Annotated in this window: 13 protein-coding genes; 12 read left to right on the plus strand and 1 reads right to left on the minus strand. The window is 46.3% G+C overall.

From position 1 onward, the window contains the following. Positions 1–92: 92 nt before the first annotated feature. A complete protein-coding gene (locus ACN6MW_RS17800; RefSeq protein WP_419871406.1) occupies positions 93–758 on the plus strand; it encodes a nucleotidyltransferase domain-containing protein in 666 nt (221 codons plus the stop codon). Between the two features lie 206 nt (positions 759–964). Here the strand turns inward: ACN6MW_RS17800 and ACN6MW_RS17805 are convergent, their stop codons facing one another. Next, positions 965–1,849 (minus strand): helix-turn-helix domain-containing protein, encoded by an 885-nt coding sequence (locus ACN6MW_RS17805; protein ID WP_419871407.1) that lies wholly within the window; start codon positions 1,847–1,849, stop codon positions 965–967. A gap of 172 nt (positions 1,850–2,021) precedes the next feature. On the opposite strand from ACN6MW_RS17805, the gene ACN6MW_RS17810 reads away from it, so the two are divergent. The 11 genes from ACN6MW_RS17810 to ACN6MW_RS17860 all read left to right on the plus strand — a co-directional run bounded on the left by ACN6MW_RS17810 (position 2,022) and on the right by ACN6MW_RS17860 (position 18,093). Then, positions 2,022–4,694 (plus strand): family 78 glycoside hydrolase catalytic domain, encoded by a 2,673-nt coding sequence (locus tag ACN6MW_RS17810; RefSeq protein WP_419871408.1) that lies wholly within the window; start codon positions 2,022–2,024, stop codon positions 4,692–4,694. Then, on the plus strand, positions 4,687–5,967 hold the full coding sequence (locus tag ACN6MW_RS17815; protein WP_419871409.1) for an MGH1-like glycoside hydrolase domain-containing protein: 1,281 nt from the start codon (positions 4,687–4,689) through the stop codon (positions 5,965–5,967). The genes ACN6MW_RS17810 and ACN6MW_RS17815 overlap by 8 nt, the downstream gene beginning before the upstream one ends. A 71-nt stretch (positions 5,968–6,038) precedes the next feature. Beyond that, positions 6,039–7,349 (plus strand): ABC transporter substrate-binding protein, encoded by a 1,311-nt coding sequence (locus ACN6MW_RS17820; RefSeq protein WP_419871410.1) that lies wholly within the window; start codon positions 6,039–6,041, stop codon positions 7,347–7,349. Positions 7,350–7,405: 56 nt separating this feature from the next. Beyond that, positions 7,406–8,305, plus strand: coding sequence for a carbohydrate ABC transporter permease (locus ACN6MW_RS17825; RefSeq protein WP_419876378.1), 900 nt, complete (start codon positions 7,406–7,408; stop codon positions 8,303–8,305). A gap of 2 nt (positions 8,306–8,307) precedes the next feature. Beyond that, entirely contained in the window at positions 8,308–9,150 is an 843-nt protein-coding gene (locus tag ACN6MW_RS17830) for a carbohydrate ABC transporter permease (RefSeq protein WP_364147581.1), read from the plus strand. A gap of 92 nt (positions 9,151–9,242) precedes the next feature. Continuing rightward, a complete protein-coding gene (locus ACN6MW_RS17835; protein ID WP_419871411.1) occupies positions 9,243–10,712 on the plus strand; it encodes a DUF5605 domain-containing protein in 1,470 nt (489 codons plus the stop codon). Between the two features lie 329 nt (positions 10,713–11,041). Then, positions 11,042–12,787, plus strand: a complete 1,746-nt coding sequence (locus ACN6MW_RS17840) for a sensor histidine kinase (RefSeq protein WP_419871412.1) — start codon at positions 11,042–11,044, stop codon at positions 12,785–12,787. Next, complete coding sequence (locus tag ACN6MW_RS17845) at positions 12,784–14,373, plus strand: response regulator transcription factor (protein WP_419871413.1); 1,590 nt, start codon at positions 12,784–12,786, stop codon at positions 14,371–14,373. The genes ACN6MW_RS17840 and ACN6MW_RS17845 overlap by 4 nt, the downstream gene beginning before the upstream one ends. A 222-nt stretch (positions 14,374–14,595) precedes the next feature. Continuing rightward, the gene (locus ACN6MW_RS17850) at positions 14,596–15,498 is read left to right on the plus strand and encodes an ABC transporter permease (protein ID WP_419876379.1); all 903 of its coding nucleotides are present in this window, start codon (positions 14,596–14,598) and stop codon (positions 15,496–15,498) included. A 17-nt stretch (positions 15,499–15,515) separates the two neighbouring features. After that, a complete protein-coding gene (locus ACN6MW_RS17855) occupies positions 15,516–16,403 on the plus strand; it encodes a carbohydrate ABC transporter permease (RefSeq protein ID WP_419871414.1) in 888 nt (295 codons plus the stop codon). Between the two features lie 187 nt (positions 16,404–16,590). Then, the gene (locus ACN6MW_RS17860) at positions 16,591–18,093 is read left to right on the plus strand and encodes an ABC transporter substrate-binding protein (RefSeq protein ID WP_419871415.1); all 1,503 of its coding nucleotides are present in this window, start codon (positions 16,591–16,593) and stop codon (positions 18,091–18,093) included.

The raw sequence follows: 18,093 nt of genomic DNA on the forward strand, positions 1-18,093 counted from the left end.
CGTTAATGGCAACAGCACCCCATATATTGTAAAATCTATCTAGGAGGCTAATTAAAACGATAGCTTATAGCTTCAAGGGGGAGTTACTTATTATGGAGAAAATAATTTCACGAGCCTTTACATTTCTTAATAACCGAGGGTTTGATTGGTCGATATGTGGTGGTGTAGCAATCGATATATTTCTAGGTAAGCAGAATAGAATTCATAAAGACGTAGATGTTGCTGTATTTTGGGAAGATAGAATTTCAATCATTGAATTGATGTTAAGTTCGGGCTGGAGGGTATTTCAGGCATGTGGCGGCGGAGTAGTCGATGAGTTGCATGGAAAGCAAGACGTGCCCTTTGAAAAGCGAAATTTATTTTGTTTCACGCCAAATGAGGGACGGATTAAATTGGAATCGATCGGAGACGAAAGGTATCGCTTTGGACTTGAAAAGTTGGAGCAAAGTGATTTTACATATGTAGAATTTCTTTTCAATGAACGTGATATTAGGGATTTTTACTTGCCAGGGGAAACGAAAATTAAACGCGAACTAAATAAAGCCATATTATCATCGTCGGATAAAATACCTTATTTGGCTCCTGAAATAGTCCTTTTTTATAAATCAAGTTATTTAGATGGTTCTGATGCGGTAGACCATAATCGAGACTTTGATGTGTCCTTACCATGCTTTAATTCAGAGCAAAAGCGATGGCTAAGGGAGTCCCTTGAAAGGGAGTATCCTAACGGCCACCCCTGGTTACAAAGATTGAACTAACGAGGAACGATAGTTCAATAACACACATGGATGAGCAGGCCTGCAGTGGCCTGCTCATTTTATTAAGGGTGGGATTGCGCAACAATATTTAATCCATCTACATTAATTTATCACGGCAGACTTTTGCTGTAACTGAGGCGTTGGGCTCTGGTCTAATTTCTCAGGACGAGATGCAGAGGATGGATGAAACCTTTGGTGGGGTTGATTTATTCGCCGATTTTAAGAGCCTTGGTTCTATACTGCAGAGGGGTACACCCGGTCAGCTTGCGGAACAAGGCATGGAAAAATTTCAGATCGGTATAGCCGATACGTCCAACAATTTCGTTGACGGGCAGGTCCGTCGTCTCCAGCATGACGCAGCTTCTCTGAATGCGGACATGCTGCACATAACGGTTAAAGGTTTGTCCGGTGGCTTGCTTGAACAGCTGCTGCAAATAATTGACACTGATGGAGCTAGAGCTCGCCATGTCCTTTAGGGTGAGCTGCTCATGCGCATGATGATGGATGAATTGGATCATATCCTCCACCTTCTCGCGGTAGCGATTCGTGGTTTGAAGCTTGTCTGCATTGGTTACCTCGGATTGCATGCGGTGTAGTAGAATCAAAATTTGCAGCAGAATCGTTTTGAGCATCGTACGGTGCTCGGAGAATTGCTGGTGAAACTCTAGATAGGCCATCTGGAACATCTGGGAAAGACGGTTATGCTTGTCCTGATAATAGTACCAGCCCTGCTTCAGTTCCTGCGGTGAGTACAGCACCCGGTAGAGCTCAGATTGTGATGGTATCCAGTCCTTCACATCCTGAATCGCTTCGAGCTGAAAAATACAATTGCAAATAACCAGAGGTTCGGTTGATTGCGGGGACGATGGCCGGAAGACGTGTGAGGTTCCGATCGGCAGCAAAAATAAATCCCCTTTTTGAACAGGAATAGTCTGATCCCCAATAAATTGAAAGCCTCGCCCTTCCTCTACCAGGCAGATCTCAATAAAATCATGCGTATGATATTTGACCTTGAACGACTCGGTCTCCCGATTGAGAAAAATGGGGAAATCAGGTTTGAAAAAACGATCTCCAGTCAGCACCTGAACCATTTCGCATCTCCTTGTCTTGCTTTGTTTCATTTATTGTAAGCGCTTTATACGCAAAATATCAAGAAGAAAAATTGATAATGACCTATATCTATTGTGATATCAACCTATAAAAGTCGATTAATGATCTTTTATACTTTAATCAACGAAGCAGGATGCAGAGAGGAGCGCAAATGTGGGAATTACCGCAAGTCGTTTAAAAATGGTTCATAAGCCCGAGCCGCAGCAGAAGGCGACAGGCGCTGCCGCCAGCATGAGCTGGATGCTGCAATCCGCCGAGTCGGAGCAGCTTCAAAGTGCTTACCATATCCAGGCTGCATCTGCACAAGAGCAGCTGCTTCTGGATAAGCCGGACCTGTGGGACAGCGGCGTTGTTGCATCGGGACAATCGCTGCATGTAGAATACCAGGGCCTACTGCCAAGAGCAGGCAAACGATGCTGGTGGAGAGTCAGAGTGTGGGATGAGTCCGGAGCGCCATCGGAATGGAGTGAAGCAGCCGTTTGGACGCAAGCGCACCTTGAGCCATCGGAATGGATTGCGCAATGGATTGGAAGCGTTATTCCGAAAGAGCTGGAGCTGCCTCCGGCAAGTTATCTGCGCAAAGCCTTTCAAACGGAAAGGCATGTAAAAAATGCAACCGCTTACGCAAGTGCATTAGGGCTCTATGAGCTATCAATTAATGGCAAGCGCGCGACCGACGAGCGGTTCGCCCCCGGCTGGACGGATTATCATACCAGGGCACAATATCAGGTCTGCGATGTCACACACCTGCTGCATCAGGGGAGTAATGCCATCGGCATTATTTTAGGCACAGGTTGGTACGCGGGTTATCTGGGGATGATGGGACGCCAGGTGTATGGGGAGTCTCCGAGGCTGCTGTTTCAGCTTCATCTGGCGTATGAGGACGGCAGTGAAGAATGGCTGATCTCGGACGACTCTTGGAGAATGCGCAAGGGGCCGATCCTTTACTCTGACATTATCAAAGGGGAGAAGTACGATGCCCGCCTGGCGCAGTCCGGTTGGGATGAGCCTGGTTTTCAGGATGTAGATTGGGAGCAACCGCACTGCTTTGAGCCTTACGAAGGGGAGTTGACACTGCAGCGTGATCCGCCGATCCGGGTGATGGAGCAGATTCGTCCGTTATCTGTCAGGAAGACAGAGCAGGGCAGCTATATATACGATCTTGGGCAAAATATTGCCGGCTGGACACGATTACAAATAAGTGGGTGTGCCGGACAGGAAATTACGGTTCGGCATGCGGAGATGCTGGATGCTGACGGATCGTTGTACCTCGCCAATCTCCGCAAGGCTGTTCAAACGGACATTTATATTTTGCGGGGGGATGGATCCGAGGAGTTGGAACCGCATTTTACCTATCACGGCTTCCGCTATGTGGAAGTCGAAGGGGCGGAGGATGAGCTAACCCTAGACCAACTGCTTGGACTCGCCGCCTACTCGGCTGCTGAAGCATCGGGCTGGGTAGAAACATCGGATGAGATGATTAATCGGCTGTACAGTAATATTGTCTGGGGGCAAAAGGGGAATTTCTTCAGTGTTCCGACAGATTGCCCGCAGCGGGATGAACGACTCGGCTGGACGGGAGATGCACAAATCTTTGTACGTACGGCCTGCTATAACATGGATGTCGAAGCCTTTTTCAAAAAATATATGGTGGATGTAGCTGATGCGCAGCGGGAAGACGGCGCGTTCCCGGATACGGCACCGGATGCGAACTGGTCATACTTCAAGCAGGTATCGAGCGCGAAGTGGTTCGCACCGGATAATGCGGGCTGGGGAGATGCGGGTGTCATTATCCCGTGGACGTTGTATCTGATGTACGGAGATGCTGCCATTCTAAAGCAATATTACGATCGAATGAAGCAATGGGTCGACTACTTGAAGGCTAATAGCAATGATCTGATCCGGCCGGATTATGCCGATCACGCCGACTGGTTGTCGGTGAATGCGGATACGCCAAAAGATGTGTTGGCCACGCAATATTTTGCCTACAGTACTCGGTTGTTTGCTCGGATTGCTGCCCTTGTCGGCAATGAGGCGGATGCGGCTAGCTACGATGAATTATTCGAACAAATAAAAAGGGCTTTTACGAGCCGATTTGTTACAACGGACGGCATCATTGAAGGAGATACCCAGACGGTATATACGCTGGCATTATATTTTGGCCTGCTGACCGAGGAACAGTGTGAGAAGTCGGCTCGGCGGCTGGTACAGCTCATTGAGGAGAATGGCAATCATCTATCGACGGGTTTCCTCGGCGTAGGATATCTTCTTCCTGTATTGTCCGAAATTGGCCAAAATGAGCTTGCCTACACGCTGCTTCATCAGGAAAGCTATCCTTCTTGGCTGTACTCCGTCAAGCATGGGGCTACGACGATCTGGGAGCGGTGGGACGGCTGGACAGAGCACGGCGGCTTCCAAAGCCCAAGCATGAACTCGTTCAACCATTATTCGCTAGGTTCGGTCGGAGAGTGGATGTTCCGTTACATGGCAGGATTGGAACCCGATCCGCAGCAGCCCGGCTTCAAGCACATCCGGTTTCAGCCAAGGCCGGGAGGAACACTGAAATATGTGAAAGCGCATTATGAGAGCGGATACGGCCGCATCGAAGCAAGCTGGGAATATGATGAGCAGCAAGGAATTACGGTCAAGCTCACTCTGCCGCCCAATACGACTGCTTCTGTGATTTTGCCAGAGCCGGCGGTGCTAGTGCAAGGTCAGGCGAAATCGCTTGAAGCGGGCAGCTTGCATTATGAGGTAGGCTCAGGAGCGTATACCTTTTACTGCGTGCAGACAGGGAAAAAGGAAGGAGAAGCAGACCATGAGTGAAGCTTTCGAGCATTATGAACAGCTGTTAAGAGCTTATATTGGCGAGAAGGCGGATACCATCCTGAAGGCGCCAGCTCATTATCTCAAGCATCCCTTTGTGGATCCGGGCTCCATCTATGACGGCAATCTATGGGACTGGGATTCTTTCTGGGCGGTCTATGCGCTGCTGAATATGGCGGAGGATGAGAGCAGAGACCGTTATATTGCACATGCCAAGGGCAATATTTTTAACTTCCTGGATTATCAGCTTGATGATGGCTACATTCCGATGATGATTGAGAAGAGCAAGCTGCCCGAGCCTTATTTAATCGGCAAGCGCAAGGAAGGGCATGTCATGAACATGCACAAGCCCTTCCTATGCCAGCAGGTTGCGATTATAAGCGGAGCATGCGGGGATTACAGCTGGATCGAGCCGCATCTGGAGCAGCTTGAGCGCTACTTTGATTGCTATGACCGTTTCTATTATCACGAGAATAGCCGGCTGTATGTGTGGGCGGACGATGTGATGATCGGAATGGATAATGATCCGGCAACCTTTGGTCGTCCGCGCTTCTCAACTGCGAATATCTATTTGAACAGCTTTATGGTCAGCGATATGAAAGCCTTTTCATCTATTACTGCTCACCTTGGCCGCTCTGAACTGCAGTCGCGCTTTGAAGAGAAGGCAGCCGAGCTCAGTAAGGCCATTCAGGAGGAATGCTGGGATCAGCGGGACAAGTTTTATTATTCGGTTGATGTGGATATTAAAACCCGTGCTTATGATTGGTTCCATACTGGACTAGGGGTGTTCTGGAAGACATTACCTATTAAAATAAGGGTATGGTCTGGTTTCATTCCGCTGTGGGCGGGCATTGCCGATGATAGGCAGGCTGCTCTGCTGGCGGAGCTTCATGCAGCAGATAAAAATACGTTTAACAGCCCGTCCGGAATGGCAACGCTTGCCCAAGATGAGAAAATGTTCGATTGCAGGGCAACGAATAATCCGTCCAACTGGCTTGGCCCGATCTGGATCGTTGCCAATTATGTGGTCTTCCGCGGCCTAATGAATTATGGATATGTGAAGCAAGCCGAGGAGCTGTGCATGAAGACGGTAACGCTGCTCGGCAGGGATTTGGAGAAAACGGGCGTACTTCATGAGTACTATATTCCAGAAACCGGGGAGCCAGTCATGAACGGCGGATTTTTGAATTGGAACCTGCTTGTACTGAACATGATTGATGAGATGCGCGGCAAACCGCCTATCAGCAGCTTTCTTGGGATTCATTTTCCTTGAAATGAAACCGATAGCAATTATGCAACACCGTTAATGTTTTAGCTTGCTAACTAAAAGGGAGGTTTTTTTAAATGCTCAGAAACAGAATGTTATGGTCTTCGCTGCTCGTCACCCTGATGATTTTCCTCGCTGCATGCGGCAACTCGTCGACTAACAGTCCTTCCGGCAGTAATAAAGGGGAGGAAGCCGCAGAGAAAAACGTAGAATTGCGGATGATGTGGTGGGGATCTCAGGCGCGCCATGAAGCAACACTAAAGGTCATTGAATTGTTTGAGGGCAAAAATCCTAACATTTCGATTAATGCCGAATATTTGGGAGCGGACGGCTACTGGGATAAGCTGAATACCCAAATTGCGGGAGGCAATGCGCCTGATCTCATTCAGCTGGGCAACAATTACCCAGACTATGTATCCCGCGGTACGCTGCTTGAATTGGACCCGTTCATAGGCAATGAAATTAATTTAAGCGATTTTGACGAGGCGATTGCCACAAGCGGCAAGCTGAATGATAAGCAATATGGCATTAATCTTGGCTCCAATGCACTTGGCATCGTGTATAACACCGAGTTGATCAAAAAAGCAGGCATGGAGCCGCCGAAAGCGGGTCTGAGCTGGGATGAGCTGGAGCAGTACAGCAAAGAGCTTGTAGGCAAGCTTGGCAGCGGCTACTATGCTTTTGCAGACCAATCTGCCTTTACCCATTATGTTGGACATTATGTGCGGCAAAGCGGCAAATCGCTGTTTGATGGCAGCGACATTTCCTTTGATGAAGCAGACGTGACCTCTTGGTTTGAGATGTGGAAGCGTTTCCGTGACGAAGGCATTATTCCTCCAGCAGAGAAATCGGCCGCTTATTTGGAAGTTGCGCCTGACAATTCTATGTTGGTTGAAGGTAAAACCGCGATGGTCGTCATGTGGTCCAATCAGTTGAAGGCCTTCCAGGAAGCGATGCAGGATGAGCTGGAGATGATCCCGCTGCCAAGTGGCGGTACTGAGAAGGGCATGTGGATTCAGCCTAGCCAGTTCCTGGGAGTAAGCGCAAAAACCGAGCATGGCAAGGAAGCGGCTGCGTTTATTAACTTCTTCGTCAATGATCCTGAAGCAACAGCGATCTTAAGCAGCGACAGAGGTATTCCGGGTTCCAAGGTCGTTCGTGAAGCTCTGAAAGCGAGTGCAGAGCCCATTGTATTGAAGACGTATAATTATCTGGATGTGGCCGCTGAGCAGTCCCGCGAGATGGACCGTGAAATGCCTAACATTGCCGAGTGGGATGCCGCTCTGAAAAATGCGGCTCAGAAAATATCTTTCGGCTCGGCTTCTGCCCAAGAAGCTGCCCAAGAAGCTTTGAAGGCCGCTCAAGCTGCAGCCGCCAAAGCGAAATAAAATTCCAATAGGAGGGACCGCGTTTGAATCAATCAGCTAAATCAAATCGGACTTCGATGTATCTAAAGGGGCTGTGGAAGAAAAATGCGGTCCCCTACCTTTTTCTTCTACCCTGGTTTTTGGGGGTTTTCGCACTAACGATCGGACCGATGATCAGCTCATTGTATCTCTCTTTTACCCAATATGACATGCTGACACCGTCCAAATGGATCGGGACCGAAAACTATGCCCGAATGTTCGATGATCCCCGCTACATGCAATCGTTAAAGGTGACTTTTACTTATGTATTCGTATCCGTTCCGTTCAAGCTGATTTTTGCGCTTGCGGTAGCCATGCTACTGAACAAAGGTATACGTGCACTTCCGCTTTACCGGACGGTCTATTACATTCCGACCCTGCTTGGGGGAAGCGTAGCGATAGCAGTGCTGTGGCGCAAAATGTTTGGCGGCGGCGGCGTGCTGAATGAGTTTTTGCTCAGCGTGTTTGGCATTCAGGCCCCGGACTGGGTATCGAATCCCAAATATGCGATTTATTCGATTATTGCGTTAACCGTATGGCAGTTTGGCTCATCGATGATTATATTTTTGGCGGGCTTAAAGCAGATTCCGATGGAGCTATATGAGGCATCTGAGGTGGATGGGGCAGGCAGAATGCGCCGCTTCTTCAATATTACGATTCCGATGCTCTCGCCGGTTATCTTCTTCAATCTGGTCATCCAGCTCATTACGGCCTTTCAGGCCTTTACTCCAGCCTTTATTATTAGTGGCGGCAAGGGCGGGCCGATTGACTCGACGCTGTTCTATACTCTGTATCTCTATCAGAAGGGCTTTGCCTTCTTCGAAATGGGTCATGCTTCAGCCATGGCGTGGGGACTTCTGGTCATTATTGCGGTATTTACTGCTATTATTTTTGGCACATCCAAGTATTGGGTTAATTATGCGGACGGGGGGAAATGACGATGAATACAACTTCAAGAGCACAGACCATGGGTACGCACCTCTTCGTCATTTTGCTCGGTCTCGTTATGCTCTACCCGATAATTTGGCTGGTGGTCAGCTCGTTCAAACCAAGCTACCTCATATTTTCGGATTTGTCGATATGGCCCAAAGAGGTCACGCTGGACAATTATACGAAGGGTTGGTCAGGCGTATCCAAATCCTCCTTCGGCACGTTCATTGGCAATTCCATTATGCTCGGACTGATTTGCGTGGTGGGAAACCTGGTTTCATGCTCGATGGCGGCCTATGCCTTTGGCAGGCTGAACTTCTCCTGGAAAAAAGTGTGGTTCGCGCTGATGATGGTGACGATTATGCTGCCGCATCACGTAACGGTCATTCCACAATATGTTTTTTTCTTCAAAATGGGCTGGGTAGACACGTTCGGTCCACTATTTGTACCTAAGCTGCTGGCAACGGAGGCATTCTTTATTTTCCTCATGGTGCAGTTTATTCGCGGCTTGCCGCGTGACCTGGATGAATCCGCGACGATTGACGGCTGCGGGACGATACAGATTTACTGGCGAATTATTTTACCGCTTGCTTTTCCAGCGCTGATTACAACTGCCATCTTCACGTTTATCTGGACTTGGGATGATTTCTTCAGCCAATTGCTGTATCTGAACTCACCGGATCATTATACGGTACCGCTTGGTCTGCGCCTGTTTATGGACTCCTCTGGTGAATCGAACTGGGGTCCTATGTTCGCGATGTCAGTGGTCTCGTTGATCCCGGCCCTGATCATTTTCTTCTCCCTGCAGCGATACTTTGTGGAGGGCATTTCTACTACGGGGATTAAAGGGTAAGCAGCGGAAAAGGATTAGTTAAGGCGGCTTGTTAGACAGCAGTAAGCTGGAGAACGCCTACTGCTGCAAACGAAGATGGAGGGGGAAATCGCATGACGGTACGGGAAGCAGCAGTGGAGCGATGGGGGCAATTTGAGCTTTCATTGGCCGGTCCGCAGGAGGGCAACCCTTATGCGGAGCAGGAGCTGAAGGGTTATTTTAGCAAAGACGGGCATGAGGTATCGATTAGGGGATTCTATGACGGGGGCGGCGTATACCGCATTCGATTCATGCCGGAGCAAGAGGGACGGTGGACTTATAGAACCGAGAGCTCGGCAGCGCAGTTGAATGGACATATGGGAAGCTTTGAATGTATCCCTGCCCAGGCGGGGAATCATGGTCCGGTCCAGGTGAAGGATGAGTACCAGTTTGCCTATGCGGACGGCAGCAGCTATGCGCCTTTTGGTACCACCTGTTATGCGTGGATTCACCTGGACGAGGCTATGCAGCAGCAGACGCTGGCTACTCTGGCAGAAGCGCCGTTTAATAAGCTGCGGATGTGCGTTTTTCCGAAGCATTATGCGTTTAACTCAACCGATCCGGACTGCTATCCGTTTGTGAAGAAAGAAGGCGGCGGCTTTGATCTGGGGCGGTTCGATCCGCGTTTTTTTGCCAAGCTTGAGCAGCGCATATCCGATTTGCAGCAGCTTGGGATTGAGGCAGATTTGATTCTATTCCATCCGTATGACAAAGGGCGTTGGGGCTTTGATGCCATGGAAGCGTCAAGTGATGATTATTATTTGCGTTATGTGATTGCCCGCCTGGCTTCCTTCCGCAATGTATGGTGGGCACTGGCTAATGAATATGATTTTATGAAAGAGAAGCACATGACGGATTGGGACCGCCTGCTGCAGCTGACACAGGAGGAAGATCCTTACGCACATCTTCGTTCCATTCATAATGGCACGAAGATGTATGATCATGCCAGTGTCGTGTTCTATGATCATAAGCAGCCTTGGATTACTCATCTCAGCGTTCAGCATTGGGATGTAACGATGCCGCCGATCTGGCACAGGCAATTCCATAAACCTATCGTGGTGGATGAATGCTGCTATGAAGGCAATCTGCCGCAGCGCTGGGGGAATGTGACAGGCGAGGAAATGGTGCGCCGTTTCTGGGATATCATCGCCCGTGGCAGCTACTGCACGCATGGAGAAACCTATGCCGATGAGCATGATACCATCTGGTGGGCTAAAGGAGGCAAGCTGCATGGCGACAGCCCGGAGCGAATCCGCTTTCTGCGGACGATTCTGGAGGCAGCGCCGGAAAACTGCAAGCCGATTCCTGAGGTATATGATGTACCGACCATTGGAATTGAAGGGGAGTACTACCTCCAATACTTTGGCATTCACCGTCCAGCATACCGGATCATTGAGCTGCCTGAAGGCAGCAGCTTCAAAGCGGAAATCATTGATACTTGGGAAATGAAGATTACCGAGGTCGAGGGACTGCTAAGCGGAACAAGCCGGTTGGAGCTGCTGGATAAAATTTATCAGGCCGTTAGGCTGACGCGCGTGTCTTAATGTTGCAGAAGCAGCAAGCTGTTAGGTTGGTCTCATTGAACGCTGACCGCAAGAAGGGAGCTTTTTTCAAGCTTCCCTTTCTTGGCGGCCAGTGTTCTTTTTTTGGAACCTAACGGTTATCTCTATAAATGTGTCAAAGGGTATGTTAGCGATCAACACTTTGACACCCTTACTTTCGATTTCTTCAATTACGTCAATTAGTAAAAGCACATCTTTGAAAAAGTCGTCTAGAAGCAAACGATAAGTAGAGTTTGGAGTAGTGATTTAAGGATAATATAATATAGAATGATTAATAAAATGGACATAATGCTTTCTGGGAGGTCCTTATCGTGAATGCTCTGTTGCCACATATATCGAGGAATTCCTTACGCTTCAAGTTGACAGCTTTGGTCATGGCTATTATTTTGCCCATACTTGCCTTGTTGCTATACAACACCTTTTATGCCATTGACGTCGTTAGGGATCAGGTTGCACAATCGAATAAAAATTTGATATCCCTCTATATGGGACAGATCGATGACCGCCTTGCTGATGTTGATAATTATTTAATCAGTCTTGCGGCTACCAATCTGGATTTGCAGAACATGTCGGACAATCGTTCTCCGAAAGAGGAACTGTTAAGTCAAATCCGGCTCTCCAGAAAATTGTCCGATGATGTGCTGGTCTATAAAACGATTGATTCTTTGTTTATATATATGGGAAAGGATGATTTGCTGGAAGGCATTAACCTAAGCGCTTCTTATAATCAGAGAGAAGCGGTGCGTGATTATTTAAAGAATCACCTTCATTCAACTGATCAGCTTTCCAAAGATTGGAGTGTGCAAAAACTTGGTGATGAATATTATTTGTTACGTATACTAGCTACTGAACATTCCTATGTAGGTGCATGGGTAGATATTAATCAGTTGCTGATGCCTTTAAAGCTAATAAATCTCGGTGAGAAAGGCGTTTCTTTGATGGTAACGGATAAAGGTATACCGACGATTCATGCGGAGCTTGTAAATGAGAATCGAGTCAATTTGAATCGAAGCTTCGAAACGTATTATATGTCCGGTGAAAAAAAACATTTTTTGGTCGTAGGCGAGCGCTCAATGAAGGGGAATTTCAGTTTGTTAGCGCTCATTCCAGATGAACAGATATTAAAAAACTTGCCTTATTTGCAGCAAATTGTCACTTTTATTTCTCTGGGATCGATCTTACTGCTGCCTATTTTCCTCATTATGCTGCGCAAAACGGTCCTGCGTCCGCTCAACCGAATCATCTCAGCAATGAAGTTGATTGGAGAAGGGAATTTGAACATTCGAATACAACCTTACCGTACAAGTGACGAGTATCAGGTCGTAAACCATTCGTTTAATAATATGATGACTCAGATCGAGGAACTGCGTATTAGCGTCTATGAAGAACAGATCAATAAGCAAAAAGCAGAGCTGCAGCATCTGCAGTTACAAATCAATCCTCATTTTTTTATGAATTCACTTAATATTATTTATGCGCTTGCCCGTTCGGGTAAGACGAAGGTGATCGAGGAGATAACACTCTGCTTAGTTCAATATTTCAGATATATGTTCAGAAGCAATCTATCGGTCGTGCCGCTCCAGGATGAGCTGAAGCATGTACGGAATTATTTACGAATTCAGGAACTACGTTCGCCAACTGGACTTATTCCGTCCATTGAAGTTCATGACAACGTTGCGGATGTTTTTGTCCCGCCTCTTCTTATCCAGTCGTTTGTGGAAAATACGATTAAGCATGCCGTAACATTGGATACACCCGTATATTTGTTCATTGACATTCGGATGGATCATAGCGGGGTAGCATCGAGAGTGCATATTGAAATTAGAGATTCGGGAGAAGGATTTTCTCAGGAAATGCTTCAACAGCTTAGAGGAAACGAACCGATTCGAGACGATCAGGGCGAGCATATTGGCATCCGTAATATTCAACAGAGGCTTTATCTTCTGTATGAGGGACAAGCAGATATCCTATTTTACAATGGAAATCCTTCCGGAGCCGTCATTGAAATTCATTTGCCGCTCGAACCAAACAACTTGAAGAAGGTGAATAATGGATGAATCTGCTAATCGTAGATGACGAGAGTATTGTAATTGACAGCCTTATATCCGATATTAATTGGTCTAAGCTGGGTATTACGGGTGTGTACACAGCATTCAACATTCGACAAGCGAAGGAGATCTTCGAAGGTACGGCCGTTGATATTATGCTATGTGATATCGAAATGCCGCAAGGAAGCGGATTGGATCTGCTTGAATGGGTGAAGGAACATTCGGAGACAACGGAATCAATTATTATGACTTGCCATGCTGACTTTCATTTCGCCAAACGGGCGATGAAGCTCGGCAGCTTGGATTATATATTGAAGCCCCTTCCGTATGAGGAGCTTGAGATAGTCGTAGCGAAGGCAGCAGACAAAATTATTAAAGATAAAGAAACCGTCAACCTGGGCGAGAAGTGGTTCCGTCATCAATCCATTTTGATGGAGCGATTTTGGATTGATGTATTGAATCGTTCTATTTCTTTGCAAGCTTCTCATATCGAAAAAATTGCAGCGGAACGCAGTATACCGTTTTGTGCTTTAGATAAATTCGTGCCTGTGCTTATTCATACTCAGAGATGGCACAAGCCCATCAATCAACGCGATGAACGCATATTGGAATATGCGTTAAAGAACACAGCTGAAGAGATGATGGAGGGCGAGTCTTCCGTAATCCAAGTTATTCCTTTTACAAAAGGAACTCTGCTCGCAATACTATCTTTTGATGAAGCTAACTATAAGGAACAAGAGCTAAACCGTCTTTGCGAGCAATATATCACAGCTTGCCGCAGTTACTTCTTCTGTGATCTCACCTGTTATATTGGAGGGCAGGTTTATGTGAACCAGCTTCCTGAGCTAGTTGATGAACTGATCGTTACCCAGCGGAATAACGTGGCACATAATAATAAAGTTATGCGACTTGGGAGCGAGACGCTACGCATTAGCACGGCGATCCGAAAACCAGACCAGCAGATGTGGACAGTGCTGCTGCGTGAAGGTTCACAGCAAAAAATCGTGATGGAAGCGGAGCGCTACTTAGTGAATCTTGCACATGCTTTCGAGCTTGACGCGAGCGCCTTGTATCTTTTTCAGCAATTTATTACACAGACTCAGTACCATATGATGAGACAGGAAGGTGCCCCTTTTCAATCTTTATACGGAGATGTCAAACTGGTGGAACTGTCCGAGAATGCAACGCGATCGATTCCTGATTTCATCGCATGGATTTCCGGCTTCACGGAAACGATATCAGCATTAAAGAAAGAAAAGGACCCGAATCATAGCGTGATAGAGCATATCATGGCATTTATCACGCAGCATCTGGACATGCCATTGACCAGGGAAGAGATCGCCCAGCAGGTGTATTTAAATCCAGATTATCTTGATCGTTTATGCAAGAGAGAGAAAGGAATGTCCGTTACGGAATTGCTTGTGTTGGAGCGTCTAAAACTTGCGGAATCGTTGCTGCTGAAAACGGAGATGCCAGTCAGCAGGGTAGCTGTAAGCGTCGGTTATTCGAATCTGTCGCACTTTTCGAGGAGATTTAAGAAGCATTCCGGGATGAATCCGTTAGAATATAGGCTTAAGTCTCTCACGCAGTCCTAAATTTAAACAAAAAGCCGACCGTTCCGGTCGTTTTTTTTATTTACATCGAATTACTTATTGGTCGAGATCAGGCAAATTAAAGGTCGATCACGGAGCAGTTGGCTTGTTCCATTCGCATTACTATAGAGAATATACAACAAGTGAGTTGAGGAAAGGGAGGATTGTTCGATGACACAGGTCATGAGGGCACAAGAGAAGCAGATCAGCGTGAAGAAAAAAACCATGAAACTAAAGAAATATATGCCGCTAATCTTGATGACGCTGCCGGGTATTTTTTATTTGATCATCAACAACTATTTACCAATGTTCGGAATCGTAATCGCCTTCAAGGATGTTAATTTTTCGAAGGGCATATTGGGCAGTGACTGGGTCGGCTTCAAAAATTTTGAGTATTTGTTTAAGACAAGCGATGCCTTCATCATTACGAGAAATACGATCTTGTACAACACCGCATTTATTATTATTAATTTAATTGTAGCTGTAGGCATCGCTATTCTGCTCAATGAAATTCGAAATCGATTTATGTCGAGGTTTTATCAGAGCATTATTTTGCTACCGCATCTTATTTCCATGGTCATTGTCAGCTATCTTGCATTCGCTTTATTAAGCGCTGAAACTGGATTTATGAACAAAACGATTCTTCCAATGCTCGGTCTAAACGAAATTTCTTGGTACACTGAATCACAATATTGGCCATTTATTTTAACCGTCATCCATGTTTGGAAAAGTGCAGGATTTCTGTGCGTTGTTTACTTGGCTGCAATAATCGGCATCGATCAGGAGTATTTTGAAGCAGCTACGCTCGACGGGGCTTCCAAATGGAAGCAAATCTTGATGATAACGATCCCTCTAATAATGCCGGTTATTACGATGATGACGCTGCTGGCGATCGGGCGCATTTTCTATTCTGACTTCGGCCTGTTCTATCAGGTTCCGCTCAACGCCGGTGCATTGAACAGCACAACAAACGTTATTGACACATATGTCTACCGCGGCTTGATGCAGCTTGGTGATATTGGGATGTCGTCTGCTGCAGGCGTTTACCAATCGATTGTCGGTTTTGTATTAGTTCTAATTTCCAATTATGTCGTTCGCAAAATCAACAGTGATAACGCTTTGTTCTAGAGAGGAGCTTAACATTTATGAATGCAGAAAATCGGACGATCCAATCGGTTGGCCATATTACGATGATCATCATTTCGGGTGCATGTCTTATTCCGTTCCTGCTGCTGGTCGTATCCTCATTGACGAGCGAGCAATCTATCCTTAGCTACGGGTATTCGTTTTTTCCGCAGGAGTGGAGCTTTTCCGCTTATGAATATTTAGGGAAAGCATCTGAAGAAATTTTTAGGGCATACGGAATAACGATATTTATTACGCTGACAGGCACGGCGACTAGTTTAGCGATTACATCCCTGCTTGCCTATCCGATGTCCAGGGGAGACTTCCCGGTAAAGAATCCGCTAGCCTTCTTCGTTTTCTTCACACTACTATTCAATGGAGGTCTAGTTCCGACATACCTGATCTACACGCAATATTTTGATATGAAAAACACGGTTTGGGCGCTGATTATTCCAGGGCTGCTAATGAATGGCTTTAATGTATTGCTCATGCGGACGTTTTTCATGACCTCCATTCCGCTGCCGGTTATCGAGTCTGCCAATATCGATGGAGCTGGAGAGTTCAGGACATTTTTTTCTATTGTCATTCCGCTCTCGATGCCAATAATGGCCACCATCGGATTATTCCAGACCATCGCCTATTGGAACGACTGGTTTAATGGGCTTGTTTATTTGACAGATCCGCAGCTGTTCAGCATTCAAAACATTTTGAACCGAATACTGACGGACATACAGTTTTTATCGAGTGGGATGGCGGACTCGAGAGCTAGCGGTTCAGCACAGCAGCTGCCAAGCACTTCAGTACGTATGGCAATTGCCGTAGTGGGTGCTATTCCTATATTGATTGCTTATCCTTTTTTCCAGAAGTACTTTATTAAAGGAATTACGATCGGAGCGGTAAAAGGATAATAGTTTTTTGATCCGAGGGAACGAGCACAAAGTCGATATGGTGCAAATGAGAGGTCGAGCTCAGAGCAGAGTGCTTGAAAGCATGATTATATAATGGGTACACAAACCAGCGAGGTTCAAAGAAATCGGAATGCAACCGCTAACAATTCGCTGGTTATACCATACACAATGAAATGGGGGATTCACGATGGTTCAAAAAATGAAGTGGTTGTCCGCATTAATGGCTCTTTGCATGATAGTGCTGTCCGCATGTTCTTCAAATGGAGACAGCAATGGTGAAACGGTAAGCAATTCTGGAAGCGGAGGAGAAAAGCCTTACGAGCTAAATATTGTATTTCCTATTTTTGGCGGTGTGCCGACCGATCTGCAAGCTGTACAAGATCAAATCAGCAAATTGGCTTTGGAGAAGATTAACGCTACTGTCAAGCTGACTCCGATTAATTTCGGCGCTTGGGATCAGCAGACGAATCTGATGCTGACAAGCGGCGAGAAGATTGATCTTATGATGCTGTCCGGCAATACGTATCCACTTAAGGTGGCCAAGGGCCAATTGACGGCGCTGGATAAATTGATTGAAGAGCATGGTCAAGGGATCAAGAAAGTATTCGATCCTGCTTATTTATCTGCCAGTAAAATAGACGGAGGCACTTACGGAGTCCCTTCGAACCGCGATCTCGCAACGACTTATTCGTTTACGATGAGGAAGGACATGGTCGATAAATATAAAATTGATGTTACGTCCATTAAAACGTTAGATGATGTGGAAGCGGTTCTGAAGACGATTAAAGAAGGCGAGCCAACCATGGCACCGCTTATACCAGCCGCAGTTGGAAGATCGATCGCAGACAGCTATATTACTTATGATAACTTGGGTGATACGTTCGGTGTATTACCAAATTTCGATAATGATTTGAAGGTCGTCAATTTGTACGAAATGCCCGAATACGCAGCGCTATTAAACAAAATTCATAACTGGTACAAAGCAGGATACATCCTAAAGGATGCAGCGACGAATAAAGACAGTCAGTTCGATCTATTGAAAGCGAATCGTGGCTTCGGCTACTTGGCAAATACAAAGCCTGGTTATGATGAACAGGAATCAAAGAATGGGGTTGCCGTTGTATCCGTTCCGTTTACCCAGCCTGTTGCTACAACAACTTCTATTACTGGAATTATGTGGGGAATTCCAGGCAGCAGCAACAATGCTGATAAAGCGATGCAATTTTTAAATCTTATGTATACGGATAAAGAAATCGTAAATCTATTCGATTGGGGAATCGAAGGCAAGCATTTCGAGAAAGTATCGGATAACGTTATCAAATTTCCACAAGGCGTCGACGGGACGAACAGCGGATACAATTTGTTCATGGGCTGGATGTTTGGTAACCAATTTCTTTCTTACACCTTTGAAGGCGAAAACCCTGACATTTGGAGTCAAATGGACGAATTCAATTCTTCGGCGTTAAAATCCAAAGCTTTAGGATTTATATTTGATGTTGACTCAGTGAAAACGGAGTTTGCAGCTGTGACAGCTGTCAGTCAGGAATTCCGTCTAGCACTTGAAACTGGCATGTTGGATCCGAGTAAATCGCTTCCTGAATTTATTTCGAAGCTGAAATCAGCAGGAATCGACAAAATTATAGCTGAAAAGCAAAAACAGCTGGATGAATGGGCGAAATCGAGTAAATAA

Origin of the sequence: Pristimantibacillus sp. PTI5 (assembly GCF_048572955.1) — a bacterium.
GTDB lineage: Bacteria > Bacillota > Bacilli > Paenibacillales > Paenibacillaceae > Pristimantibacillus.

Coding starts and splice junctions, on each gene's coding strand:
- ACN6MW_RS17825 (WP_419876378.1), top strand. CDS start 7,406: ATGTATCTAAAGGGGCTGTGGAAGAAAAATGCGGTCCCCTACCTTTTT.
- ACN6MW_RS17820 (WP_419871410.1), top strand. CDS start 6,039: ATGCTCAGAAACAGAATGTTATGGTCTTCGCTGCTCGTCACCCTGATG.
- ACN6MW_RS17835 (WP_419871411.1), top strand. CDS start 9,243: ATGACGGTACGGGAAGCAGCAGTGGAGCGATGGGGGCAATTTGAGCTT.
- ACN6MW_RS17845 (WP_419871413.1), top strand. CDS start 12,784: ATGAATCTGCTAATCGTAGATGACGAGAGTATTGTAATTGACAGCCTT.
- ACN6MW_RS17850 (WP_419876379.1), top strand. CDS start 14,596: ATGAAACTAAAGAAATATATGCCGCTAATCTTGATGACGCTGCCGGGT.
- ACN6MW_RS17800 (WP_419871406.1), top strand. CDS start 93: ATGGAGAAAATAATTTCACGAGCCTTTACATTTCTTAATAACCGAGGG.
- ACN6MW_RS17805 (WP_419871407.1), bottom strand. CDS start 1,849: ATGGTTCAGGTGCTGACTGGAGATCGTTTTTTCAAACCTGATTTCCCC.
- ACN6MW_RS17855 (WP_419871414.1), top strand. CDS start 15,516: ATGAATGCAGAAAATCGGACGATCCAATCGGTTGGCCATATTACGATG.
- ACN6MW_RS17830 (WP_364147581.1), top strand. CDS start 8,308: ATGAATACAACTTCAAGAGCACAGACCATGGGTACGCACCTCTTCGTC.
- ACN6MW_RS17860 (WP_419871415.1), top strand. CDS start 16,591: ATGGTTCAAAAAATGAAGTGGTTGTCCGCATTAATGGCTCTTTGCATG.
- ACN6MW_RS17815 (WP_419871409.1), top strand. CDS start 4,687: ATGAGTGAAGCTTTCGAGCATTATGAACAGCTGTTAAGAGCTTATATT.